Genomic DNA, 21,506 nt, shown 5'->3' with positions numbered 1-21,506 from the left:
GCCGACGGGGGCGCCCCGGAGCGCTCAGCGGCGCTGCGCGGTGGCCGAGGCGTAGAGGCACAGGGCCGCGGCGGTGGAGAGGTTGAGGCTCTCGGCACGGCCGTGGATCGGGATCGCGACCCGGTGGTCGGCGAGCCCGAGCAGGTCATCGGACAGCCCGTGGGCCTCGTTGCCGAAGAGCCAGACCGTGGGCCGGGCGAGCACCGCGGCGGCGGCGGGCTCGAAGAGGCCCACGTCGCCCGACGCGACGGTGGCGAGCACCTGGTAGCCGGCGTCGCGAGCCGCGCCGATCGCCTCCCGCACGGCGACGCCGGTCGCGACGGGGAGGTGGAAGACGCTGCCCGCGCTCGCGCGGATCGTCTTGGCGTTGTGCACGTCGACGGAGTCGCCCGCCAGGACGACGCCCCCCGCGCCCGCCGCGTCGGCGCAACGGATGACCGTGCCGGCGTTCCCCGGGTCCGCGACGCCGGCGCAGAGCGCGACGACCCCGCCGACCAGGGCGTCGGCCAGCGGCACGTCGAGGAGCCCGCAGAGGGCGACCACGCCGTCCGGGGTCACGGCGTCGGTGAGCGCGCCCAGCGCCCGCTCGTCGACGTAGGTGAGCGGGACGCCGTGCGGCAGCGCCCCGAGCGGCGCCCAGGCCAGGTCGGGTCGGGCGAACACCTCGCGCACGACACCGGAGGCCAGCGCGGCCTCGACGGCGTTGCGGCCCTCGGCGAGGAAGAGCCGCCGCTCCGAGCGTTCGGAGCGGCGGCTCAGGCGTCGCAGCTGCTTGACGCGGGCGTTGCCCGCCGTCAGGACGACGTGGCTCAGGCCGAGACCTTGGGCGCGTTCACGTCGGCCGGCAGGGCGGCCTTCGCCGTGGCGACGAGCGCGTTGAACGCGGCGACGTCGTTGACGGCCAGGTCGGCGAGGATCTTGCGGTCGACCTCGACGCCGGCCAGGTTCAGGCCCTGGATGAAGCGGTTGTAGGTCATGCCCTGCGCACGCGCGGCGGCGTTGATGCGCTGGATCCAGAGGCGACGGAAGTTGCCCTTGTTCTTGCGGCGGTCGTTGTAGCTGTAGACCAGGGAGTGGGTGACCTGCTCCTTGGCCTTGCGGTAGAGCCGCGAGCGCTGGCCGCGGTAGCCGCTGGCGCGCTCGAGGGTGGTCCGACGCTTCTTGTGGGCGTTCACTGCGCGCTTGACGCGAGCCATCTTGTACTCCTAGGGGTGTCTGCCGGGCGAGATGCCGTCGGCGGTGGAACGGCGGGGGCTGACCGCAGGGGTCAGCGGCCCAGCAGGCGCTTCGCGCGCGGGACGTCGTTGGCGGCGACCTCGGTGGTGCCGGTCATGCGCCGGGTGACCTTCGAGGCCTTCTTCTCGAGGTTGTGGCGCTTGCCCGCCTTCTCGCGCAGGATCTTGCCGCTGCCGGTCACACGGAAGCGCTTGCCGGCTCCGGAGTGGCTCTTGTTCTTCGGCATCTCGTCTCTCTTCTCTCGGGTGTCGGCCGGCCCGCGGTGATCCGCGGCCGGCTCGGGCGGCCGTCGTCGCCGACCCCGCACGGGGACGGCGACGACGGCGGGTGCGTCAGGCCTCGATCTCGGGATCGAGGTTCTCGGAGCGACCGCGCTCCTTCTTCGCCGCGACCGGCCCGGCGGCGTGCGCGGCCTCGCGCTCGGCCCGCTCGGCGGCCTGGTCGGCGGCCCGCTCGTCGGCCTTGGCCTGCTTGGCGGCCTCGGCGTCGACCTTGGCGTCGGCCTTCTTCTTGTGGGGGCCGAGGACCATGATCATGTTGCGGCCGTCCTGCTTGGGCGAGGACTCCACGAAGCCGAGCTCGGCGACGTCGTCGGCCAGCCGCTGCAGCAGCCGGAAGCCCAGCTCGGGGCGGTGCTGCTCGCGTCCGCGGAACATGATCGTGATCTTGACCTTGTCGCCCGCCTTGAGGAAGCGCACCACGTGACCCTTCTTGGTCTCGTAGTCGTGCGCGTCGATCTTCGGCCGGAGCTTCATCTCCTTGATGACGACGTTGGTCTGGTTGCGGCGCGCCTCACGGGCCTTCTGGGCGTTCTCGTACTTGAACTTCCCGTAGTCCATGAGCTTGCACACGGGCGGCTTGCCCTGGGGCGCGATCTCGACGAGGTCGAGGTCGGCCTCCTGGGCGAGGCGGAGCGCGTCGGCGGTGGGGACGATGCCGACGGTCTCGCCGTTGGGGCCGACGAGCCGGACCTCGCTGACGCGGATCCGGTCGTTGATGCGGAGCTCGGTGCTGATGGGTCCTCCTGTGGGGAATGGGAGCGGAGGCCGGCCGGACGGGCCGCTGAGCGGCCCGGACATGACGAAGGCCCCCGCGCTGACGCAAGCGGAGGCCAGTCCGACGGTCTCCCCCCACGGGGAGCCCACCACGAGCGGATGCGTGCGGCGAGCCGCGGCACCCTCCCGGACCGGACCCGACGACCTGTGGCGGTCGTGCGGGTGGGAGACGATCGTGCCGGTCTCCGCTTGAGGATCGATCCGTGCTGCCGGGCGGACCCGACGGCGATGGACTGATCGGTCAACACCGCACCCTACCCGAGGTGTTCCCGGCCACCGAATCGCGGCGGCCGAGGCAGCGCAGGGCCAGCGCGGCCGCGGCCGTGCTCGGAGGCTCAGCCGCCGACGCGCGCCCAGCCGTGGCGGCCGTCGTCGAGCCGCACCATGCGGTAGCCGGCGCCGAGCGCGGTGAGGTCGTCGCCCTGGACGACGAACCGCACCGGTCCGGCGACGTCGACGACCAGCGCCGCGGCGTCCTCCTGGACCGCGGAGACAGCGGCGAGCGCGGCGCGCACCGGCACGGGGCGCGCGGCGGGGTCCCACCGGGCGAGGGTCTCCAGGCTGGTGAACGCGAGCAGCGCCCGCCGTCCGTCGGCGCCCGTGAGCAGCACGGCGGCCATGTCGCTGGACTTGTCGTGCACCAGCCCGGCCGCGTCGGTCTCGGCCTCGCCGAGCACCGCCACCACCGGGACGAGCAGACGGTCGTGGCTCGGGTCGGTGAGCACCGAGAGCACCTCGCACCAGCGGTCGAGCGCCTCGGGCGCCGCGTCGTAGGCGGCGAGCGCCGTCGTGAGGACGGGGTCGGCCCGCCCGTCGTCGTCGGGGACCGCCGGAGCGGCCAGGCGTCGTCCTCGTCCCTCGACCATGCCCCCAGCCTAGGCTGCGCGACGTGAGCCCCTCCCCCGACCCGGAGCGCGGCGTCCCCCACGCGGAGCGGGTCGTCGAGGCCGCCCTCGACCGGCCGGCACGACTCGGGCCCGGCCGTCTGGTGCTCCTCGACGGCCCCTCGGGATCGGGCAAGACGACCCTCGCGGACGCCGTCGTCGCCACGGCCCGGCGCCGGGGGCTCGACGCCCGGGTGGTGCACCTCGAGGCCCACTACGAGGGGTGGGACGGCCTGCCCGGCGTCGGCGCGCGCCTGGCGGCCGCACTGGACCGGCTCGCCGCGGGCGGGACGGCCCGGGTCCCCACCTGGGACTGGCACGCCGGCGACTGGGCGGAGGTCCCGGCCGAGCTGCGTCCTCCTTCGCCCGGGGAGCTGGTCGTCCTGGAGGGGGTCGGCGCCGGCGACCGCGCGCTCGTCGCGCACGCCACGCTGCTGGTGTGGTGCGAGGCCGAGCGGTCGGTGCGCCGGGCCCGCGCCCTGGCCCGCGACGGGGAGGCGACGCGTCCGCTCCTGGAGCGCTGGTGGGACGCCGAGGACCGCCACCACGCGGCCGAGGGCACCCGCGGACGCGCCGATCTGGTCGTCTCGACCTGACGACGCCCCCCTGCCCCTAGGGTCTCCCCGTGAGCGTCGCCCCCAGCGGAGAGCAGTACGAGATCAGCGCAGCCGGCTACCGCGCCGTGATCACCGAGAGCGGCGCCGCGCTGCGCGTGCTCGAGCACGACGGCCGGCCCCTGATCGCGGGCTTCGCCGAGGACGCCATCGCCGACTCCGGGCGCGGCCAGGTGCTCATGCCGTGGCCGAACCGGATCCGTGACGGCCGCTACGCGGTCGACGGCGTGGAGCTGCAGCTGCCGCTGACCGAGCCCTCGCGGAGCAATGCCTCCCACGGCCTGGCTCGGTGGGTCGCCTGGACGCTGGAGGAGCACACCGCGCGCACCGTCAGCCTGCGCTACCGCTGCATGGCGCAGACCGGCTACCCGTGGGCGCTCGACCTCGTCGTGGTCTACGACCTCTCGGCCGACGGGCTGACCGTCACGCAGTCGGCCACCAACCTCGCCGACTCGCCCGCGCCCTACGCGAGCGGCGCCCACCCCTACCTGACCGTCGACCACCGCCTCGTCGACGAGCTGGAGCTGCTCGTGCCCGCGTCGACCCGCTACGTGCTGGACGAGCGCCTGCTGCCGATCGGACGCGAGGCGCTGGACGGCGGGCCGCTGGACTTCCGCGTGCCGCGCCCGATCCGCGACCTCACCGTCGACGTCGCGGTCACCGACCTCGACCGCGACGCCGAGGGCCGCGTCGTCGTCGAGCTCCGCGCGCCCGAGGACGGTCGCGGCGTCGCGCTGTGGGCCGACGACGCGCACCCCGTGCTGCAGCTCTACACCGCGCCGGGGCCGGGCGCGGGCCTGCGCCGCTCGCTCGCCGTCGAGCCGATGACCGCGCCGGCCGACGCGTTCAACTCCGGCGAGCACCTCGTCATGCTCGAGCCGGGCGCGGAGCACCACGTCACGTGGGGCATCCGGGCGCTGGGCTGAGCCCGCGGCCGGCCAGCGTCAGCCGGCGAGGTCGTGCACGCAGGCGCGCAGCTCGCGAACGGCGCGTCGGGCGATCTGGCCGTCGGAGGCCTGGATCGCGAACACCGACAGCGTGGAGCCGTCGGAGAGGTCGAGGCTGACCCACGGAGCGCCCTGGGGCATGCGGACGTGGAGGATCTGGGCCCACGCCAGCTCGCGGCGTCGGTAGCCGTTGACCACGACGAGGCCCGACGCGCTGGCCACTGCCTTCGACCGGACGATCGCGAGGATCACCGAGCCGGCCAGCCCGACGATGAAGAACACCGTGCCGATCTGGAAGGCCGTGAACTTCGCGCGGGTCTCGGGCGGGAAGGTGACCCAGGTGACCGCGAAGATCGAGACGAGTCCGACGAAGAGGATGCTGCCGACCATCCGCGCTCCGAAGGGGCGCCACGTGCGCGGCAGCGCCGGCAGGGCGCCCGACGGGCTCCCGGATTCAGAGGCGGCAGGCATGGATGTCCGTCAGCAGGATCGCGCGGGCGCCGAGGTCGTAGAGGTCGTCCATGAGCCGCTGGGCGCCCTCGCGGGGCACCATCGCGCGCACGGCCGACCAGCCCTCCTTGTGCAGCGGGGCCACGGTCGGGCCCTCGATGCCGGGGGTGTGCTGGACCGCGTCGGGCAGCCGGTCGGTGGGGATGTCGTAGTCCATCATCACGTAGGTGCGGGCCACGAGGACGCCCTCGATCCGCCGTTGGAAGTGCTCGAAGCCCGACGGCACGGCGCCGGTGCGGCTGATCAGCACCGCCTCGGAGTCGAGGATGGTCTCGCCGAAGACCTCCAGGCCCGCCCGCCGCAGCGTGCTGCCGGTCTCGACGACGTCGGCGATCACGTCGGCCACGCCGAGCGCAATCGAGGTCTCGACGGCGCCGTCGAGCCGGACGACCGACGCGTCGATGCCGCGCTGCTGCAGGAAGGCGGTGACGACGCCGACGTACGACGTGGCGATCCGCTGCCCGGCGAGCTCGTCGAGGCTGGCGAACCGGCCCGCCGGCCCGGCGAACCGGAAGCGGCTGCGGCCGAAGCCGAGGGTGAGGATCTCCTCGGCCTTGGCGCCGGAGTCCTGGAGCAGGTCGCGACCGGTGATGCCGAGGTCGAGGGTGCCCTCCCCCACGTACAGCGCGATGTCGCGCGGGCGCAGGTAGAAGAACTCGACGCCGTTCTCGGCGTCGACCAGCGAGAGGACCTTGGCGTCGTCGCGCTGGCGGTAGCCGGACTCGCGGAGGATCTCCGAGGCGGCCACCGAGAGCGCGCCCTTGTTCGGGACGGCGATGCGCAGCAGGGACATGGGGGCTCCGGGGATCAGAGGTGGGCGTAGACGTCGTCGAGCCGCAGGCCGCTGGCGAGCATCAGGCACTGGGCGTGGTAGAGCAGCTGGCTGATCTCCTCGGCGGTGCGCTCGCGACCCTCGTGCTCGGCGGCCATCCAGGACTCGGCGGCCTCCTCGACGAGCTTCTTGCCGATCGCGTGCACGCCGGCGTCGAGATGCTTGACGGTGCCGGAGCCCTCGGGGCGCGTGCGCGCCTTCTCGCTGAGCTCGGACCACAGCTCCTCGAACGTCTTCACAGGGCGTCAGCCTACGGGGTCGGGCGCGGCGACCCCGCGTCGGTCTCGGGGCCGCGGCAGCATGGCCCCGTGACCCGCCTGCTGGACCTGCCCTGGCCCCTGCGCACGGGACGGACGCTGCTGCGTCCGGTCCGCGAGGACGACCTGGAGCCGACCTGGGACTACTGGCGCCTCCCCGAGGTGACCCGGTGGCTGCCGGCCGCGCCCGCCGACCTCGAGGCGCACCGGACGCGGATCCTGGATCCCGAGCGCACCCCGCGCACGCTCGTCGTCGAGGCCGACGGCGTCGTCGTGGGCGAGGTGATGCTGCGGGTCGACGACGCGTGGGCGCAGGCCGAGGTCGCCGAGGGCGCGCGCGACCGGCACGCGACCCTCGGCTACGTCATGCACCCGACCGCCGGCGGACGAGGGCTGGCGACCGAGGCCGTCCGAGCGCTCCTCGCCGTCGCCTTCGACCGCGTCGCCGGGCTCGGGCTGCACCGGGTCAGCGCCGACCTGTTCGCCGACAACCGGGCGTCCGCGCGACTCCTCGAGCGGGTCGGGATGCGGCGCGAGGCGCACCTGGTGCGCGACGCGCTGCACCGCGACCTGGGGTGGTGCGACTCGCTCGCCTACGGCGTGACGGCCGAGGAGTGGACGACGCCGCTGACCGCCCTGGCCCGGTTCGTCAGGCCGAGCGGATCTGCTTGACCACCCGGGCGGTGGCCAGCGCCGCGGCGGCCGCCTCGTAGCCCTTGTCCTCCGCCGAGCCCTCGAGCCCGGCACGGTCGAGCGCCTGGGCCTCGGTGTCGCAGGTCAACACGCCGAACCCGACCGCGACGTGGTGGTCGAGCGCCACCCGGGTCAGGCCGTCGGTGGCGGCCGAGCAGACGTACTCGAAGTGCGGGGTGCCGCCCCGGATGACCACGCCGAGCGCGACGACGGCGTCGTAGCCCTGGGTGGCCAGGGTCGCGGCGACGACGGGCAGCTCGAAGGTGCCGGGCACGCGCACCTCGAGCGCGCTCTCGACCCGGTGGTCGGCGAGCGCGCGGCGGGTTCCGTCGAGCAGGCCGTCCATCACCTGGGTGTGCCAGCTGGCGGCGACGACGGCGACCCTCAGGTCGCTGCAGTCGGTGGCGTGCTCGGGTCCGAGGTCGGGGGCTCCGTGACCGCTCATGCGTCGGCTCCTTCGATGACGTCCGCGGCGTCGCGCGCGGGGGTGGTGGGCGTGGGCACCGGCACCTCGGGCGCCGCCGGCAGGTCCGGGAGCACGTGGCCCATGCGGTCGCGCTTGGTGAGCAGGTAGGCGAGGTTGTGGTCGTTCGGCCGGGTGGCCAGCGGGACGCGCTCGGCCACGTCGATGCCGTACTCCTGGAGGTCGTGCACCTTCTCTAGGTTGTTCGTCAGCAGCCGCACCGAGGCGACGCCGAGGTCCTTGAGGATCTGGGTGGCGGTGCCGTAGTGACGCGCATCGGCGGGCAGGCCGAGGTCGAGGTTGGCGTCGACGGTGTCGCGGCCGCCGTCCTGCAGCTGGTAGGCCTGCAGCTTGGCGAGCAGGCCGATGCCGCGGCCCTCGTGGCCGCGCAGGTAGACGATCACGCCGCGACCCTCCGCCACCACGCGCTCCATCGCCTCGTCGAGCTGCGGGCCGCAGTCGCACCGCGCCGAGCCGAAGACGTCGCCGGTGAGGCACTCGGAGTGCACGCGGGTGAGCACGGGCTCGCCGCTGCGCAGCGCGTCGAGGCCGCCGTACACCAGCGCGACGTGCTCGGAGCCGTCGACGGTGATGCGGTAGCCGACGGCGGTGAAGTCGCCCGCCCGCGTCGGCAGCTCGGTGACGGCGGCCCGCTCGACGTGCCGCTCGTGCCGCCGCCGGTAGCGGACGAGGTCCTCGATCGAGATCATCGCCAGGCCGTGCTCGTCGGCGAACGCCCGCAGCTCGGGGCCGCGCTTCATCGTGCCGTCGTCGTTCACGACCTCCACCAGCACGCCGGCCGGGGTGAGACCGGCCAGGCGGGCGAGATCGACGGCGGCCTCGGTGTGGCCGCGGCGCACGAGGACGCCGCCCTCGCGGTAGCGCAGCGGCAGCACGTGGCCGGGGCGCGTGAGCTCCCACGGCTCGGTGGCGGAGTCGGCGAGCACACGGGCGGTGTGGGCGCGGTCAGCGGCGCTGATGCCGGTGCTGACGCCGTCGCGCGCGTCGACGGTGATCGTGTACGCGGTGCGCAGACGGTCCTTGTTGTGCGGCGTCATGAGCGGGATCTCGAGCCGGTCGAGCATCTCGCCCGGCATCGGCACGCAGATGACGCCGCTGGAGTGGCGGATCGTGAAGGCCATCAGCTCGGTCGTCGCCTTCGCGGCGGCGAAGATGATGTCGCCCTCGTTCTCGCGGTCCTCGTCGTCGACGACGACGACCGCCTTGCCGGCGGCGATGTCGGCGATCGCCCGCTCGACGGTGTCGAGGCGGATGGACGTGCTCATGCGGTGACCTCTCGGGTTCGGCCGGTGGTGCGGTGGCGGGTGGCGGTGCGGTGGGGGATGGCGCGGGTGGCGCGGGTGGCGCGGGTGATCATCGGTCGCCGAGCAGCTTCTCGACGTACTTCGCGATCACGTCGACCTCGAGGTTCACCCGCTCGCCGGGCTGCTTGAGGCCGAGCGTGGTGCGGGCGAGGGTCTCGGGGATCAGGCTGATGGTGAAGGACTCGGCCCCGGCCTCGACGACCGTCAGGCTGGTGCCGTCGACCGTCACCGAGCCCTTGTCGACCAGGTAGCGGGCCAGGTGCGGCGGCAAGGTGATCTCGACGACCTCCCAGTGCTCCGACGGGCTGCGCCGGACGATCTCGCCCACGCCGTCGACGTGGCCCTGGACGATGTGGCCGCCGAGGCGGGTGCCGGCGGTGACGGCCCGCTCGAGGTTGACCCGGTCGCCGGGCGCGATGCCGGCCAGGCTGGTCTTGTCGAGCGTCTCCTGCATGACGTCGGCGGTCCAGGTGTCGTCGGTGCGCTCCGCGACGGTGAGGCAGCAGCCGTTGACGGCGATGGAGTCGCCGAGCCCGGCGTCCTCCAGCACGGTGGTGGCGCGGATGGTCAGCCGCAGCGCGTCGCCCTGCGGCTCGATGGCGGCGACGGTGCCGAGCTCCTCGACCAGACCGGTGAACATCAGGACTCCTTCCGCGGCTCGAGGACGAGCCGCACGTTCGGGGGCTCCGCGTCGTCGCCGACGAGGGCGAGGTCGCGGATCCGCAGGGGCAGCGCCGCGGCGAGCCCGGTGATTCCCAGATCGCCCACGAGGGACGGTCCGGCGCCGAGCAGCAGCGGGGCGAGGTAGAGGACGATCTCGTCGACCAGGCCGGCGGCGAGGAACGCGGCGGCCAGCGTCGCGCCGCCCTCCAGCAGGACGTGGCGGCGCTCGCGCCCCCACAGCGCCGCGAGCGCCTCGTGGGGGTCGCGGGTGGCGAGGTGGAGCGCCGGCTCGGCGCCGTCGACCGGCGCGAGCAGGCGGGCGCCGGCCGGGATCGGCCGCTCCCCCATCACAGCGCGCAGGGGCTGGCGTCCGACCGGACGCCCGGCGTGGTCGCGGACGGTCAGCGCGGGGTCGTCGGCCAGCAGGGTGCCGGCGCCCACGAGCACGGCGTCGACCTCCGCACGCAGCCGGTGCACCTCGCGCCGGGAGGCGGCGTTGGAGATCCACCGGCTCGAGCCGTCGGCGGCGGCGGTGCGGGCGTCCAGCGTCGCGGCGGCCTTCCAGGTGACGAACGGCCGCTGGAGCCGCATGGCGGCGCTCCACACCCGGTTGACCTGCTCGGACTCCTCGGCGAGGAGTCCGCCACGCACCTCGACGCCGGCCGCACGGAGCGTGTCGGCCCCGCCGGTGGCCTGGGGGTTCGGGTCGGGCTGGGCGAAGACCACGCTGCGCACCCCTGCCTCGACCAGGGCCCGCGAGCACGGGCCGGTGCGTCCGGTGTGGTCGCAGGGCTCGAGGGTGACGACGGCGGTCGCTCCCCGGGCCCGCTCCCCCGCGGCGCGCAGCGCGTCGACCTCGGCGTGCGGCGTCCCGGCCCCGCGGTGGTGGCCCTCGGCGATCGTCACGCCGGCGTCGTCGAGCAGCACGCAGCCCACGCGCGGGTTCGGGCCGAGCGGAACGCCCGGAGTCGCGGCCAGGACGAGGGCGCGGCGCATCGCGGCGAGCAGGTGCTCGTCGTCGGGTGCGGCCGTGCTGGCCTCGGGGCCGGTCATCGGGTCTCCTCGGGTCCGCTCGTGGACTCCGGGGTCACCGCCTGCCTCCGCACGCGTCAGGACGCGGCGGACGACCAGCGCGTGTTCTTCCCATCCGGACTTTGACCGTCGGTCCAGGAGTTCCACCTGGTCAACCGCCCACTGGCTGTGTGCGGGTCGCGGACTTTCACCGCCGGCTCGGAATTTCACCGACCCCAGAGCACGCGAGCTCGTCGCTCGTGGCGCTCAGGATAGCCAGGTCAGCCCAGGGCGCGGGCGGCGGTCTCGCGCAGGGCGTTCACCATGGCGTCGGGGTCCTCCGCGGAGTAGACGGCCGAGCCGGCCACGAAGACGTCCGCGCCGGCCTCGGCGCACCGCTCGATCGTCTCCAGCGAGACGCCGCCGTCGACCTGGAGCCAGGTCTCGATGCCGTGCCGCTGGAGCAGCGCGCGAGCCCGGCGGATCTTCGGCAGGCACAGGTCGAGGAACCGCTGGCCGCCGAAGCCGGGCTCGACGGTCATGACCAGCAGCATGTCGAGCTCGGGCAGGAGGTCCTCGTAGGGCTCGATCGGCGTGGCCGGCTTGAGCGCCATGCTCGCCCGGCCGCCCTGCGCGCGGATCTCGCGGGCCAGCCGCACCGGCGCCTTGGCCGCCTCGACGTGGAAGGTGACCGACGCGCAGCCGGCCTCGACGTAGCCGGGCGCGTGCCGGTCGGGGTCCTCGATCATCAGGTGCGCGTCGAGCGGAGTGTCGGTGCTGCGGGCCAGCGCCTCGACCATCGTCGGGCCGAACGTCAGGTTCGGCACGAAGTGGTTGTCCATGACGTCGACGTGGATCATGTCGGCGCTCGGGATGCGCGCCACCTCCTCCCCGAGGCGGGAGAAGTCGGCGTTGAGGATGCTCGGCGTGATCTGGAGGCCCACGAGCGCGGAGTCTCCCAGATCGGCCGAGCAGCCCCGGACGGCGGTCGGATCAGCGGGCGACCCAGCTGCTCAGCGTGACCGGTCGCCGGTCGTCCCCGCCGCCCACGCGGAACGCGTCGTCGTCGCCGTACTGGTCGCCCACCCCGTCCTCGCGGTAGGTCGCGCTCACCTTCACGCCCACGCGGACGCGCCAGGCGTCGCCCAGACAGGCCGACGGAGCGCGGACGATCATGCCCGCGCGGGTGCGGGTGACGAGGAGGCCGTCACAGGAGAAGCGGTGCCCGTTGCGCAGCACGACGATCGCCGGACCGGGGGTCTCGGCGCCGGTGCTGACGCTGCGCTGGAAGTCGAACCGGTCGCCCTTCGAGGTGACGACGACCGCCGACCACCGGCTGTCGACCCCGGTGAGCTCCAGCAGGTTGGTCGTGATCGCGAGCTGACGGGCCGACTTCTCGACGCGCACCAGCGTGAGGTCGGGATCGCGCTGGCCGGCGTCGATGCGCCGCTGGAATCCCGATGCCCGGTCGTAGCTGGTGACGACGACGTCGTGCGCGGGATCGCGGTGGACGAGCGTGTCGGCGCTGGACGCGGCTGCGGCGCCGACCAGGAGGGCGGGCCCGAGGAGCGCCGCGGCGAGGGCGGGGCGGGCATGGCGGATCCGAGACGTCATGTCGGCACGGTGCCACAGATCACCCATCAGCGCAGGTCGAACGCGGCCGACATGGTGCCGTAGCCGCGGCCGACGTAGAGCCGATCACGGCGCTGCGCGGCCCGGGCGGCCGAGGACGGTCCGGTGCGGAACGCGTCGTCGTAGGAGATGGCCTCGCCGGTCGGGTTCACCTCCGGATACGGCACGATCCCCCAGGTCTCGACGCCGAGCCGTATGCGCGACGGGTCGCCGAGGCACGACAGCGGCACCTCGACCACCAGGCCGCCGTCGTTGCGCACCGAGCGGACGTGGCAGGCGACCTTCCTCGTGCCGCGGCGCGAGAAGAAGTTCCCGGTGACCGGCAGGGCGTTGACGTTCGAGTAGCGACCGGCATGGAAGACGCGGCCCGCTGCGGTGGTGATGCGCAGGTCGGCGCGGTAGTCCTCGCCGTAGTCGAACCGGGTGCTGAGGGCGACCCGGAGCCGATCGCCGACGACCGACACGGTGACGCGGCGGATGTCGTTCAGGACCCCGTCGGTGCGGCGCTCGGCGTCGGGACCGCGGAGGATCGTCACCGCGGAGTCGTGCGTCGCGTCGACCTGACGGAGCACGACGCGGGCCGAGGGGCCGGCGGCGTCGGACGGCGTCGCGAGCACCGAGGTCGGCAGAGCGGCTGCCGCGGCGACGGCGACGGCGATGCGGGCGGGACGGGGCATGGGGGTCCTCCTCCGAGCGGGTCGGCCCACCGTAGCGGCCTCGACGGCGCGTCGACAGACCCCTGGGGCGGTCCGCCTCATCCGCCGTGCGGCACGTGGTCGAGGCTCTGCTCCAGCGAGGTCGGGTCGACGTCGAGCACCTGCAGCGCCCGGACGAGCGCCAGCGCGGCGCGGGGGGCGTCGAGCACGGGGACGTCGCGCAGCCAGGTGGTGAGCTCGTCGTTCCACGGCCGCTCCCACCCGAGCCGCTCGAGGCGCTGCTCCTGCTCGGCCGTCATCGGCCAGGCGCCGCCGAACGACGTCGAGCCGATGGTCTCCAGCACGAGCACCGACTGGCCTGCGGTGGCGCTCACGAAGCGGCGCGGCGGCAGCGGGCCCTTGCGGCGGCCGAGCAGCCCGCGCGGCCGCTCGTCGGGACCGGCGGGCTCGCGCAGGGTGAGGACGTCGTCGAGGTCGAGGGCGAGCAGCGCGCCGACGAGGCGCCGGTTCAGCGCGTCCCAGGCCTGCTGACGTGGGGTCGCGTCGCCGCTCACGGCGCCTCCCCCGGGCTGACCCCGGCGTCCGGCTCGGCGTCCGTCACGGCGTCCGGCTCCGGCGGGGACGCGGCGCCGTCCCGCTCGTCGCGCTCGGCCCACGCGAGCAGCGGGGCGATCGGGAAGGGGTGGGCGTCGAGGTCGGCATGCAGGTCGCCGAGCTCGGCGAACCGGGCGGGCACCGTGTGGACGGTGAGGTCGCGCGGGTCGGCGTCGTCGAGCTCGTCCCAGCGCAGCGGCGTCGAGACGCGGGCGTCGGGCAGGCCGCGCACCGAGTAGGCGGCGGCGATCGTGTGGTCGCGGGCGTTCTGGTTGTAGTCGACGAAGAGCGCGGCCGGGTCGCGGTCCTTGGTCCACCAGGTCGTGGTGACCTCCGACGGAGCGCGGCGCTCGACCTCGCGGGCGAAGGCCAGCGCCGCGCGCCGGACGTCCGCGAAGCCGTGCTCGGGCGGGATGCGCACGTAGACGTGCAGGCCGCGGCTGCCGCTGGTCTTCGGGAAGCCCACGGCGCCGAGCTCGTCGAGCACCTCGTGCACCACGTGGGCGACCCGGCGGACCCGCGCGTAGTCGCACTCCGGGCCGGGGTCGAGGTCGATGCGCCACTCGTCGGGCTGCTCGGTGTGACCGCGCCGGCTGTTCCACGGGTGGAACTCGACGGTCGACATCTGCACCGCCCACAGCACCGAGGCCAGCTCGGTGACGCACAGCTCGTCGGCGGTGCGGTTCCACCGCGGGAAGTGCAGCTGGACGGTCTCGACCCACGGCGGCGCGCCCGCGGGCAGCCGCTTCTGGTGCACCTTCGGCCCGCCCAGGCCCTTCGGGAAGCGGTGCAGCATGCACGGCCGCTCCCACAGCGCGGTGACGATGCCCGGCCCGACGCTGCGGTAGTACTCGACCAGGTCGAGCTTGGTGAGGCCGGACTCCGGGAAGTACACGCGGTCGGGGTTGCTGACCCGCACGACGCGACCCTCCACCTCGATCTCGACGGCGGGGGCGCTGGAGGGCATGGGGGCAACCTAGCCAACCGCCACGGAGAGCCGCCCCGGCATGACCCGGGATCGACCGGGGTAGGCCCTCCTCGGACGCGTGCGCCGGCTCGGGCGGCGCGACCCGTCGGATCCCGCCCGGATCCGGCTGTCACGACCTGCGCGCTCGGCGCGTCCAAGGGGGCATGACCATGCACGAGGAGGAGTTCGAGGAGTTCGTGCGGGCGACCGCCCCACGACTGCATCGGGCGGCCGTCCTGCTCGCCGGCGAGCACCAGCTGGCCGAGGACCTCACCCAGATCGCGTACGCCAAGGTGTACGCGTCGTGGCCGCGGGTGCGGCGGGCCGACGATCCCGTCGCGTACGCGCGCACCGTGCTGCTCAACTCCTTCCTGTCCCACCGCCGGCTGCGTCGCTCGGGCGAGCGGCCGACGGACTTCCACACCGACGCGCATCGGCTGCGCCCCGCCCCGGGCACGCCGGACGCGGGGGTGCGGGTGGACCTCGAACGGGCGCTGGCCACGCTGCCGCCGCTGGACCGCGCGATCGTCGTCCTGCGCTACTGGGACGACCGCAGCGTCGAGGAGACCGCGAGCGAGCTCTCGATGAGCGCCGTCGCGGTGCGCACCCGCGCCCACCGGGCGCTGAAGCGGCTGCGACCGCTGCTCGCCGAGTCCGACGTCGCTCCCGGCTCCGCGGGGAGTGCGGCGACCGTGCCCGTCGGCCAGCCCGAGAGGATCACCCGATGAGCCGCCCGCACCTGCGAGCCGTCCCGCCGACCGAGCGCTCCGCTCCCCTGTCGCCCACGGAGGAGGCCGACCTCGGCGCCCGCCTGGCCGTGGCCCTGGACCACCGCGACCCGGCCTCCTCCGCCCTCGACCTCGACCGCCTGCTCGCCGGCGCGCGCCGGGACGGGCTGCGCGTCCGGCGCGGTCGTCGCGTCGTCGCCGCCGGTGGCGCGCTGCTGGGGGCCGCCGCCGTCACCGCGGCGCTGCTCTCCCTGCCCGACGCGGTCAGTCGCGCCGTCGACACCGCGCCGGCGGTCGAGCCGGTCGAGCCGGGCCTCACGCTGGCGCCGGCGCCGGACCGCTCGCCGACCGCCACCACCACGGTCGACGCGCCGCGTCGGGGCCCGGTCACCGCGACCGCCTCGGCGACGCCCCTGGTCGACCGGGCTTCGCAGGTCCCGCCGCCGGCGATCCCCTCCTCGGCGTCCGCCTCCGCGACCGCGCCCCCGAGCTCGACGGCCTCCGGCCTCCCGGCCGGGACGCCGCCGCCGACCCGCCCGAGTCCGAGCGTCACCCCGTCGTCGACCACCCCTGCCGGAGAGGCCTCCCCGGTGTCCGTGCGGCGCGCGGGCTGGACGTGCGATCCCGCGGCGGACGAGAAGTTCATCTGCGGCGACGGCGCCGACGGCGTCGTCGTCACCTGGCGTCCGGCCGCCGAGCACGACGAGTACGCGGGCACCGACAAGGGATCCGGCAGCTACGTCAGCGCGGTGCACGGACGCTGGTTCGCGACCGTCTCGACCATCCGCGGGGATCCCGCGAGCGCCGATCTCATCGGGCGCAGCCTGGTCTGGGACGCGTGAGGCACGGCCGAGCCGTCTCTCGGCCGGTGATCGACCGCTGACCGACCGCTGATCGACCGCTGATCAGCTGCGGTGCAGCGCCGCCACGAACATCGCGTCGGTGCCGTGCCGGTGCGGCCACAGCTGGACGCTGCCCGGCAGCGCGCCGACGGCGTCGTCGAGCCCGAACGCCGCGGCGGTCGGGCGCAGGTCGACGAGCGCGGCATCCGGGCGGGCGTCGAGCACGGCGGAGACCACCTCGGCCGTCTCGGCCAGCACCGGCGAGCAGGTCGCGTAGAGCACGACGCCGCCCGGACGGGCCAGGTCGAGGGCCGAGGCGAGCAGGGCGCGCTGGAGCGGCACGAGCTCCGTGACGTCCTCCGGGCGGCGGCGCCACCGCGCCTCCGGACGCCGCCGCAGCGCGCCGAGGCCGGTGCACGGCGCGTCGACGAGCACCCGGTCGACGCTCCCGGGTCGCAGCGGCGGGCGCGTGCCGTCGGCCGTGACGACGCCCGCGACTCCGTCCGGCAGCGGCGCGCCCGGGCGCAGACCGAGATTGCGCGCGACCAGCCGGGCGCGGTGCGGCTGTCGCTCGACGGCCAGCAGCCGGGCGTCCCGCCCGGCCGCGAGGGCGGCGAGCAGGGCGCTCTTGCCGCCGGGGCCGGCGCAGAGGTCGACCCAGACGGCGTCGTCGCCGACCACCGGCACGGCGGCGGCCAGCAGGGCGACCAGCTGCGAGCCCTCGTCCTGGACGCCGGCGCGCCCCTCGGCGACGGCCGGGACCGACGTGGGGTCGCCACCGTCGAGCGTGACGCCGTGCGGCGACCAGCGGGTCGGCGTGCCCGGCAGCTCGTCGGGCGTCGCGCGGCCGGGGCGCGCGACCAGCGTGACCCGCGGCGGCGCGTTGTCGGCGGCCAGCAGCGCGGGCAGCTCGTCGTCGCCGACCGCCCGCCGCAGCTCGGCGACGACCCACGCCGGGTGGCTGTGCGCGAGCGCCAGCCGGGCGTCGTCGTCCGGCGCCGCGGCGGCCAGGCGTCCGGTCCAGCCCGCGAGGTCGTCGGCGGCGACCTTGCGCAGCACGGCGTTGACGAACCCGCCGGCGCCCTGGCCGGCGGCCGCCTTGGCGAGGTCGACCGAGGTGGAGATCGCGGCGTGCGTCGGCACGCGCATCGCGAGCAGCTGGTGCGCGCCGAGGCGCAGCACGTCGAGGACCTTCACCTGCACCTTGCGCAGCGGGCGGTCGATGCAGGCCGCGAGCACGGCGTCGTAGGTGCCGCGACCGCGCAGGGTGCCGGCCACCAGCTCGGTGACCAGGCCCGCGTCGCGGCCGACCAGCCCGCGGCTGCGCAGCACGGCCGGCAGGACGAGGTTGGCGTAGGCGTCCTCGACCCGGACGGCCGTGAGCACCTCGAGCGCCGCCTGCCGGGCGGGGTCGACGCGGGGTCGGGACGCCGGACGCCGCGCCGCGCGTCGGTCAGCCACCGAGCAGCCCCCGGACGAGGGTCTTCGGCGCCCGGGCGGCCCAGGCCTCGGTGAGGATCTCGGCCAGCTCGGCACGGCTGATCTCCCCGAGCCGGCTCAGCCGCACGAGCACCGCGTGGCTCCGGCTGCGCGTGAAGTGCTCGATCGTGAAGAACGGCGACGCGGGATCGTCGACCAGCTCGGCATGCGCGGCCGGTCCGCTGGTCTCCACGACGAGCAGGTCGTCGTACGGCTCGCCGGTGACGGGATCCAGCGCGTCGCTCCGCGGCGGCCGGTACCGGACGAACCCCTTGCCCCGCACCAGGAAGGTCGGCACGTCGCCCCACGAGCGGCCCAGCACGACCTCGGGGAGACCCAGGCAGATCTCCTCGACGTCCGCCGGGCGCGCCGGACGCTCCGGACGGGCGGCGCCGCGGACCATCGTCACTCGGCGTCGAAGCGGGTGCCGGACTCGACCCGGGCTCCGCGTGCCCAGTCGGCGGCGGCCATCTGCTTCTTGCCGAACGGCTTGACCTCGCCCAGCCGCACCGGGACGGTGCCGGTGCCGACGAGCAGCGCGCTCTTGGTGACCGCGAGCTCTCCGGGGGCGAGCGTCGGGACCTCGGCGTCCGGCCCGGGCAGCGCGACGGGACCGACCTTGAACCGCTCTCCGTCGAGCAGCGTCCAGGCCCCTGGGCCGGGGGTGCAGGCCCGCACCCGCCGGTCGATCGCGACGGCCGGCTCGGTCCAGTCGACGCGAGCGTCCTCGACGAGGATCTTGGGCGCCATGCTGACGCCCTCCTCCTGCTGCGGACGGGCCTCGAGGGAGCCGTCGGCGATGCCGTCGAGGGTGGCCACCAGGAGCCCGGCCCCGCCCTCGGCGAGCCGCGCGAGCAGGTCGCCGGCGGTGTCGGTGGGACGGATCCGCTCGGTCATGACGCCGAAGACCGGCCCGGCGTCCATCTCCTTGACGATGCGGAACGTGGTCGCGCCCGTGACCTCGTCGCCGGCCCAGATCGAGTGCTGCACGGGGGCGGCGCCCCGCCAGGCGGGCAGGCAGGAGAAGTGCAGGTTGACCCAGCCGTGGGGCGGGATGTCGAGCGCCGACTGCGGCAGCAGCGCGCCGTAGGCGACCACCGGGCAGCAGTCGGGCTCGAGCGCGCGCAGCGCGGCCTGGAACTCGGGGTCGCGCGGGTGCTCGGGCTTGAGCACGGGCACGCCGAGCTCCTCGGCACGCTGGGCGACCGGGCTCGCCACCAGGCGGCGACCGCGGCCGGCCGGGGCGTCGGGCCGGGTGACGACGCCGACCAGCTCGTGTCCGGACGCGGCGATCGCGTCCAGCGGCGGCAGGGCGACCTCGGGGGTGCCGGCGAAGACGACGCGCATCAGTAGGCCCTCCCGCCCGTGGCGTGCGGGCTGAGCTTGACGACGGGGGTGGCGGGCGCGCCGTCGAGGCCGAACCACTCCGCCTCGCGGATGGCCTTCATGGCGACCTTGCGGGCCTCGGCGTCGAGCCGGTCGACGAACAGCACGCCGTCGAGGTGGTCGGTCTCGTGCTGGATCGCCCGGGCGAGCATGTCGGTGCCGTCGATGACCACCGGCTCGCCGTGCATGTCGAAGCCGGTGGCGACGACCTGCAGCGCGCGGCGGCAGTCGATCGTGAGGCCGGGGATCGACAGGCAGCCCTCGGGGCCGTCCTGGATCTCCTCGCCGAGGGTCAGGCGCGGGTTGACGAGGTGCCCGAGGACGCCGTCGACGTGGTAGGTGAAGACCCGCAGCCCGACGCCGATCTGCGGGGCCGCGAGCCCGGCGCCGGGCGCCTCGAGCATGGTGTCGGTGAGGTCCTCGACCAGGCGGCGCAGCTCCTTGTCGAAGTCGACGACCTCGACGGCGGGCCGGCGCAGCACCGGGTCACCGAAGAGGCGGATGGGCTGGACGGCCACGGCGGGACTCCTGAACGCTGGACGACGGTGGTGCGGGGCGCGCGACGGCGCTCGAGGGGTCAGTCTAGGGACGGCGGGTCGACCTGGATCCGCACCGGGGTCAGACGCCGGGCGGCGCGCGCCCGCTGCAGCAGCCCGAGCGCGCGTCCGAGCGCCACCCCGTGGGCGCGGGGCACGCGCACGACGACCCGCGCCACCTCGTCGTCCATCGGCACGGGGCCGAGCACCTCGGCGCCCGGCGGCGCGTCGAGCAGCACGAGGGCGTCGTCGAGGGCGTCGAGGGAGCCGGTGAGGGTGGCGAGGCGCGACGCGGGCGGCAGGTGCGCCGCGAGCCGCTCCTCGGCCTCGCGGCGCGCGAACCCGGCGGGGTCCCATCGGACGAGGGACTGGACGGCCGGATGGGCCGGGTCGCCGACGACCAGCCCGCGACCGCCCGGGCGCACCAGGCCGAGGGCCTGCGCCCAGCGTCGGACCGCCTCCTCGTCGCCGCGCAGCTCCGGCCGGCCCAGCCACAGCCAGGTGTCGAGCAGCACGACCGCCGCGTAGCCGCCGACGGCCACCGGCTCCGCGCCCGGGGTGGAGACCACGATCGCCGGTCGGGCCGGGACCTCGGGCACCACCGTGCCGCCGCCGGAGGTGCGCACCGGGACGCCCGGGAACGTGCGCCCGAGCTCCTCGGCGGTGCGCTCCTCCCCCACCACCGGAGCCCGCAGCCCGTGGTGCCCGCACTCCGGGCAGGTCCAGCCGGACGCGTCGGGCGCCCCGGCGGGCGCGTCGCACCAGCGGCACGCGATGCGGCTCAGCGCGTGGGCCTGGGCGAGCGGGCCGGTGCAGACCCCGCATCGGGCCGGCGTCCGACAGCGCTCGCAGGCCAGGTGGACGGCGTACCCGCGGCGGGGCGTCAGGACCAGGACGGGCCCGTCGGCGAGGCCCTCGCGCACCGCGTCGTAGACCTGGCGAGGCATGCGGCTGGCGTGCGTGAAGGGGTCGCGCTCGAGCTGGCGGTCGGTGGCGCCGGTGACGTCGACGCGCAGTGCGGCACGCACCGCCTCGCGGGTGGGCAGCAGGTCGTGCGCCCAGCCGGTGCGCACCAGCCAGTCGGCCTCGACGCTGCGGGCGAACCCGCCGACGAGGACGGCGGCTCCCTGCTCCTGCGCGCGCTCGAGCAGCACCTCGCGGGTGTGGGGATAGGGCGCCCGCGGCTCGGCATGCAGGTCGTCGCCGTCGTCCCAGACCACGGCGAGCGCGAGATCGGGCACCGGCGCGAAAGCCGCCGACCGCGTGCCGACGACGATCCGCCGCTCACCTCGCAGCACCTGGAGGAACGCGCGGTAGCGGCGCGCCGGGCCCGCGTCGGCGGTGAGGGTGACGTGCGCGTCGCCCGCGCCGAGCCGGGTCAGCGCGGCGCTGACCCGGGCCACGTCGCGGTGGTCGGGCACGCACAGCACGACGCCTCCCGGCGCCAGCAGCGCCGCCTCCGCGAGCAGCGTCGGCCAGTCCGCGCCCGGGGGCGGGTTCCAGACCGCCCGCGGACGTCGTCCGGCAGCCAGCCCGCGGACGAAGGCAGGTCCGTGCGCGTGGTCGCCCCAGGCGCCCTCGGCCCGCGGCAGATCGCCCACCGCCGTCGCCGGCTCGCCGGGTGGCTCCTTCTCGACGCTCGCGTGGCGCGGCGGGACCGCCAGCCGCAGGACGTCGGTGCGGGTGCCGGCGTACCGCTCGGCGATCGCCTCCGACAGCGCCGCGATCTCGGGCGTCAGCACCGCCTCGGTGCCGACCACCCGTCGCAGCGGCTGCAGCCTGCCCGGGTGGTCGCTCTCGGCCACCCGCTCCAGCAGGTACCCGTCGGCCTCCTTGCCGGCGAACCGCACCTTCACCCGGACGCCGGGCCGGGCCGCGTCGGCCAGCGCGACCGGGACCGTGTAGTCGAAGACCTTGTCGAGGTGGGCCGGGCCGACGTCGACCAGCACGCGCGCGATCGGGTCGACCTCGGTCGCCTGCGCCTCGGCCGCCTTGCGCTCGCGCGTCGCCCGGGCCCTGGCCTGGGACTCCGCCACCGTGCGCCGCACCATGCCCGGCAGCTCGGGCTGCGAGCCTCCGGCGTCCGACGTCACGGCCGGATGTCTACCAGGGTGGGGTGACAGGTGGGTCGGGCACCGTCGGTTTCCCCGGTCGACCGGGGAAACCGATCGATGACAGGCAACATTTCGCCTGACA

27 protein-coding genes and 1 riboswitch are annotated in these 21,506 nt (G+C 75.3%); of the genes, 5 read left to right on the top strand and 22 right to left on the bottom strand.

Going from position 1 to position 21,506, the window contains the following annotated elements; translation table 11 throughout:
• Nucleotides 1–24: 24 nt before the first annotated feature.
• The 5 genes from K8Z61_RS05185 to K8Z61_RS05165 all read right to left on the bottom strand — a co-directional run bounded on the left by K8Z61_RS05185 (nt 25) and on the right by K8Z61_RS05165 (nt 3,157).
• Complete coding sequence (locus K8Z61_RS05185) at nt 25–798, bottom strand: TrmH family RNA methyltransferase (protein WP_374227910.1); 774 nt, start codon at nt 796–798, stop codon at nt 25–27.
• A gap of 11 nt (nt 799–809) precedes the next feature.
• Nucleotides 810–1,196, bottom strand: coding sequence for a 50S ribosomal protein L20 (rplT, locus tag K8Z61_RS05180; protein ID WP_224127152.1), 387 nt, complete (start codon nt 1,194–1,196; stop codon nt 810–812).
• 71 nt (nt 1,197–1,267) lie between these two features.
• Entirely contained in the window at nt 1,268–1,462 is a 195-nt protein-coding gene (gene rpmI, locus K8Z61_RS05175; RefSeq protein ID WP_224127150.1) for a 50S ribosomal protein L35, read from the bottom strand.
• 106 nt (nt 1,463–1,568) lie between these two features.
• Nucleotides 1,569–2,315, bottom strand: a complete 747-nt coding sequence (infC, locus tag K8Z61_RS05170; RefSeq protein WP_224127148.1) for a translation initiation factor IF-3 — start codon at nt 2,313–2,315, stop codon at nt 1,569–1,571.
• Nucleotides 2,316–2,626: 311 nt separating this feature from the next.
• A complete protein-coding gene (locus K8Z61_RS05165) occupies nt 2,627–3,157 on the bottom strand; it encodes an SseB family protein (protein ID WP_224127146.1) in 531 nt (176 codons plus the stop codon).
• 23 nt (nt 3,158–3,180) lie between these two features.
• Here K8Z61_RS05165 and K8Z61_RS05160 point away from each other — a divergent pair, with 23 nt between their 5' ends.
• On the top strand, nt 3,181–3,771 hold the full coding sequence (locus K8Z61_RS05160; RefSeq protein ID WP_224127145.1) for a 4-amino-4-deoxy-L-arabinose transferase: 591 nt from the start codon (nt 3,181–3,183) through the stop codon (nt 3,769–3,771).
• A 29-nt stretch (nt 3,772–3,800) separates the two neighbouring features.
• Complete coding sequence (locus K8Z61_RS05155; RefSeq protein ID WP_224127143.1) at nt 3,801–4,715, top strand: aldose 1-epimerase family protein; 915 nt, start codon at nt 3,801–3,803, stop codon at nt 4,713–4,715.
• A gap of 18 nt (nt 4,716–4,733) precedes the next feature.
• Here the strand turns inward: K8Z61_RS05155 and K8Z61_RS05150 are convergent, their stop codons facing one another.
• From K8Z61_RS05150 to K8Z61_RS05140, 3 genes are all read right to left on the bottom strand, one after another.
• The gene (locus tag K8Z61_RS05150; RefSeq protein ID WP_224127142.1) at nt 4,734–5,126 is read right to left on the bottom strand and encodes a PH domain-containing protein; all 393 of its coding nucleotides are present in this window, start codon (nt 5,124–5,126) and stop codon (nt 4,734–4,736) included.
• A gap of 64 nt (nt 5,127–5,190) precedes the next feature.
• The gene (hisG, locus tag K8Z61_RS05145; protein WP_224127141.1) at nt 5,191–6,039 is read right to left on the bottom strand and encodes an ATP phosphoribosyltransferase; all 849 of its coding nucleotides are present in this window, start codon (nt 6,037–6,039) and stop codon (nt 5,191–5,193) included.
• A gap of 14 nt (nt 6,040–6,053) precedes the next feature.
• Nucleotides 6,054–6,317 (bottom strand): phosphoribosyl-ATP diphosphatase, encoded by a 264-nt coding sequence (locus tag K8Z61_RS05140; RefSeq protein WP_224127140.1) that lies wholly within the window; start codon nt 6,315–6,317, stop codon nt 6,054–6,056.
• Between the two features lie 69 nt (nt 6,318–6,386).
• Between K8Z61_RS05140 and K8Z61_RS05135 the strand changes: the two genes are divergently transcribed.
• Entirely contained in the window at nt 6,387–7,007 is a 621-nt protein-coding gene (locus K8Z61_RS05135) for a GNAT family N-acetyltransferase (RefSeq protein ID WP_224127138.1), read from the top strand.
• On the opposite strand, the gene ribH is transcribed toward K8Z61_RS05135, so the two are convergent.
• From ribH to ligD, 9 genes are all read right to left on the bottom strand, one after another.
• A complete protein-coding gene (ribH, locus tag K8Z61_RS05130) occupies nt 6,985–7,473 on the bottom strand; it encodes a 6,7-dimethyl-8-ribityllumazine synthase (RefSeq protein WP_224127136.1) in 489 nt (162 codons plus the stop codon). The genes K8Z61_RS05135 and ribH overlap by 23 nt on opposite strands.
• Nucleotides 7,470–8,777: a bifunctional 3,4-dihydroxy-2-butanone-4-phosphate synthase/GTP cyclohydrolase II gene (locus tag K8Z61_RS05125; protein WP_224127134.1), complete on the bottom strand. Its 1,308-nt coding sequence runs from the start codon at nt 8,775–8,777 to the stop codon at nt 7,470–7,472. Before K8Z61_RS05125 ends, ribH begins: the two co-directional genes overlap by 4 nt.
• Before the next feature lie 88 nt (nt 8,778–8,865).
• Nucleotides 8,866–9,456, bottom strand: a complete 591-nt coding sequence (locus K8Z61_RS05120; protein ID WP_224127132.1) for a riboflavin synthase — start codon at nt 9,454–9,456, stop codon at nt 8,866–8,868.
• Nucleotides 9,456–10,532, bottom strand: coding sequence for a bifunctional diaminohydroxyphosphoribosylaminopyrimidine deaminase/5-amino-6-(5-phosphoribosylamino)uracil reductase RibD (gene ribD, locus K8Z61_RS05115; protein ID WP_224127129.1), 1,077 nt, complete (start codon nt 10,530–10,532; stop codon nt 9,456–9,458). The genes K8Z61_RS05120 and ribD overlap by 1 nt, the downstream gene beginning before the upstream one ends.
• 77 nt (nt 10,533–10,609) lie before the next feature.
• Nucleotides 10,610–10,739: riboswitch (FMN riboswitch) on the bottom strand.
• A 32-nt stretch (nt 10,740–10,771) separates the two neighbouring features.
• Entirely contained in the window at nt 10,772–11,434 is a 663-nt protein-coding gene (rpe, locus tag K8Z61_RS05110) for a ribulose-phosphate 3-epimerase (RefSeq protein ID WP_224127127.1), read from the bottom strand.
• A gap of 49 nt (nt 11,435–11,483) precedes the next feature.
• Nucleotides 11,484–12,104 carry a hypothetical protein gene (locus K8Z61_RS05105; protein ID WP_224127125.1) on the bottom strand — a complete coding sequence of 207 codons (621 nt, stop codon included), beginning with the start codon at nt 12,102–12,104 and terminating at the stop codon, nt 11,484–11,486.
• A gap of 26 nt (nt 12,105–12,130) precedes the next feature.
• Nucleotides 12,131–12,799, bottom strand: coding sequence for a hypothetical protein (locus K8Z61_RS05100; RefSeq protein WP_224127123.1), 669 nt, complete (start codon nt 12,797–12,799; stop codon nt 12,131–12,133).
• Between the two features lie 77 nt (nt 12,800–12,876).
• The gene (locus K8Z61_RS05095) at nt 12,877–13,332 is read right to left on the bottom strand and encodes a TY-Chap domain-containing protein (RefSeq protein WP_224127121.1); all 456 of its coding nucleotides are present in this window, start codon (nt 13,330–13,332) and stop codon (nt 12,877–12,879) included.
• Nucleotides 13,329–14,339, bottom strand: coding sequence for a non-homologous end-joining DNA ligase (gene ligD / locus K8Z61_RS05090; RefSeq protein ID WP_224127119.1), 1,011 nt, complete (start codon nt 14,337–14,339; stop codon nt 13,329–13,331). The genes K8Z61_RS05095 and ligD overlap by 4 nt, the downstream gene beginning before the upstream one ends.
• Before the next feature lie 164 nt (nt 14,340–14,503).
• Here ligD and K8Z61_RS05085 point away from each other — a divergent pair, with 164 nt between their 5' ends.
• On the top strand, nt 14,504–15,067 hold the full coding sequence (locus K8Z61_RS05085; RefSeq protein WP_224127117.1) for a SigE family RNA polymerase sigma factor: 564 nt from the start codon (nt 14,504–14,506) through the stop codon (nt 15,065–15,067).
• Entirely contained in the window at nt 15,064–15,909 is an 846-nt protein-coding gene (locus tag K8Z61_RS05080; protein WP_224127115.1) for a hypothetical protein, read from the top strand. Before K8Z61_RS05085 ends, K8Z61_RS05080 begins: the two co-directional genes overlap by 4 nt.
• Before the next feature lie 63 nt (nt 15,910–15,972).
• Here the strand turns inward: K8Z61_RS05080 and K8Z61_RS05075 are convergent, their stop codons facing one another.
• The 5 genes from K8Z61_RS05075 to K8Z61_RS05055 are packed head-to-tail and all read right to left on the bottom strand — an operon-like array spanning nt 15,973 to nt 21,403.
• Entirely contained in the window at nt 15,973–17,370 is a 1,398-nt protein-coding gene (locus K8Z61_RS05075) for an RsmB/NOP family class I SAM-dependent RNA methyltransferase (RefSeq protein WP_224127113.1), read from the bottom strand.
• A complete protein-coding gene (locus tag K8Z61_RS05070; protein WP_224127616.1) occupies nt 17,363–17,791 on the bottom strand; it encodes an MmcQ/YjbR family DNA-binding protein in 429 nt (142 codons plus the stop codon). The genes K8Z61_RS05075 and K8Z61_RS05070 overlap by 8 nt, the downstream gene beginning before the upstream one ends.
• 2 nt (nt 17,792–17,793) lie before the next feature.
• The gene (gene fmt, locus K8Z61_RS05065; RefSeq protein ID WP_224127112.1) at nt 17,794–18,735 is read right to left on the bottom strand and encodes a methionyl-tRNA formyltransferase; all 942 of its coding nucleotides are present in this window, start codon (nt 18,733–18,735) and stop codon (nt 17,794–17,796) included.
• On the bottom strand, nt 18,735–19,292 hold the full coding sequence (gene def, locus K8Z61_RS05060) for a peptide deformylase (protein ID WP_224127111.1): 558 nt from the start codon (nt 19,290–19,292) through the stop codon (nt 18,735–18,737). Before def ends, fmt begins: the two co-directional genes overlap by 1 nt.
• Before the next feature lie 59 nt (nt 19,293–19,351).
• Nucleotides 19,352–21,403 (bottom strand): primosomal protein N', encoded by a 2,052-nt coding sequence (locus tag K8Z61_RS05055; protein ID WP_224127110.1) that lies wholly within the window; start codon nt 21,401–21,403, stop codon nt 19,352–19,354.
• Between the last annotated feature and the right edge of the window lie 103 nt (nt 21,404–21,506).

This window comes from Nocardioides sp. TRM66260-LWL, from assembly GCF_020075545.1.
In the GTDB taxonomy this organism is placed as follows: domain Bacteria; phylum Actinomycetota; class Actinomycetes; order Propionibacteriales; family Nocardioidaceae; genus Nocardioides.
The sequence above is the reverse complement of the archived record's forward strand: the minus strand, read 5'-3'. Positions and strand labels throughout refer to the sequence as shown.

Coding starts and splice junctions, on each gene's coding strand:
- hisG (WP_224127141.1), bottom strand. CDS start 6,039: ATGTCCCTGCTGCGCATCGCCGTCCCGAACAAGGGCGCGCTCTCGGTG.
- infC (WP_224127148.1), bottom strand. CDS start 2,315: ATGTCCGGGCCGCTCAGCGGCCCGTCCGGCCGGCCTCCGCTCCCATTC.
- fmt (WP_224127112.1), bottom strand. CDS start 18,735: ATGCGCGTCGTCTTCGCCGGCACCCCCGAGGTCGCCCTGCCGCCGCTG.
- ribH (WP_224127136.1), bottom strand. CDS start 7,473: ATGAGCGGTCACGGAGCCCCCGACCTCGGACCCGAGCACGCCACCGAC.
- K8Z61_RS05080 (WP_224127115.1), top strand. CDS start 15,064: ATGAGCCGCCCGCACCTGCGAGCCGTCCCGCCGACCGAGCGCTCCGCT.
- K8Z61_RS05085 (WP_224127117.1), top strand. CDS start 14,504: ATGACCATGCACGAGGAGGAGTTCGAGGAGTTCGTGCGGGCGACCGCC.
- K8Z61_RS05120 (WP_224127132.1), bottom strand. CDS start 9,456: ATGTTCACCGGTCTGGTCGAGGAGCTCGGCACCGTCGCCGCCATCGAG.
- ribD (WP_224127129.1), bottom strand. CDS start 10,532: ATGACCGGCCCCGAGGCCAGCACGGCCGCACCCGACGACGAGCACCTG.
- rplT (WP_224127152.1), bottom strand. CDS start 1,196: ATGGCTCGCGTCAAGCGCGCAGTGAACGCCCACAAGAAGCGTCGGACC.
- K8Z61_RS05070 (WP_224127616.1), bottom strand. CDS start 17,791: ATGGTCCGCGGCGCCGCCCGTCCGGAGCGTCCGGCGCGCCCGGCGGAC.
- K8Z61_RS05165 (WP_224127146.1), bottom strand. CDS start 3,157: ATGGTCGAGGGACGAGGACGACGCCTGGCCGCTCCGGCGGTCCCCGAC.
- K8Z61_RS05150 (WP_224127142.1), bottom strand. CDS start 5,126: ATGGTCGGCAGCATCCTCTTCGTCGGACTCGTCTCGATCTTCGCGGTC.
- K8Z61_RS05105 (WP_224127125.1), bottom strand. CDS start 12,104: ATGACGTCTCGGATCCGCCATGCCCGCCCCGCCCTCGCCGCGGCGCTC.
- ligD (WP_224127119.1), bottom strand. CDS start 14,339: ATGCCCTCCAGCGCCCCCGCCGTCGAGATCGAGGTGGAGGGTCGCGTC.
- K8Z61_RS05125 (WP_224127134.1), bottom strand. CDS start 8,777: ATGAGCACGTCCATCCGCCTCGACACCGTCGAGCGGGCGATCGCCGAC.
- rpmI (WP_224127150.1), bottom strand. CDS start 1,462: ATGCCGAAGAACAAGAGCCACTCCGGAGCCGGCAAGCGCTTCCGTGTG.
- K8Z61_RS05100 (WP_224127123.1), bottom strand. CDS start 12,799: ATGCCCCGTCCCGCCCGCATCGCCGTCGCCGTCGCCGCGGCAGCCGCT.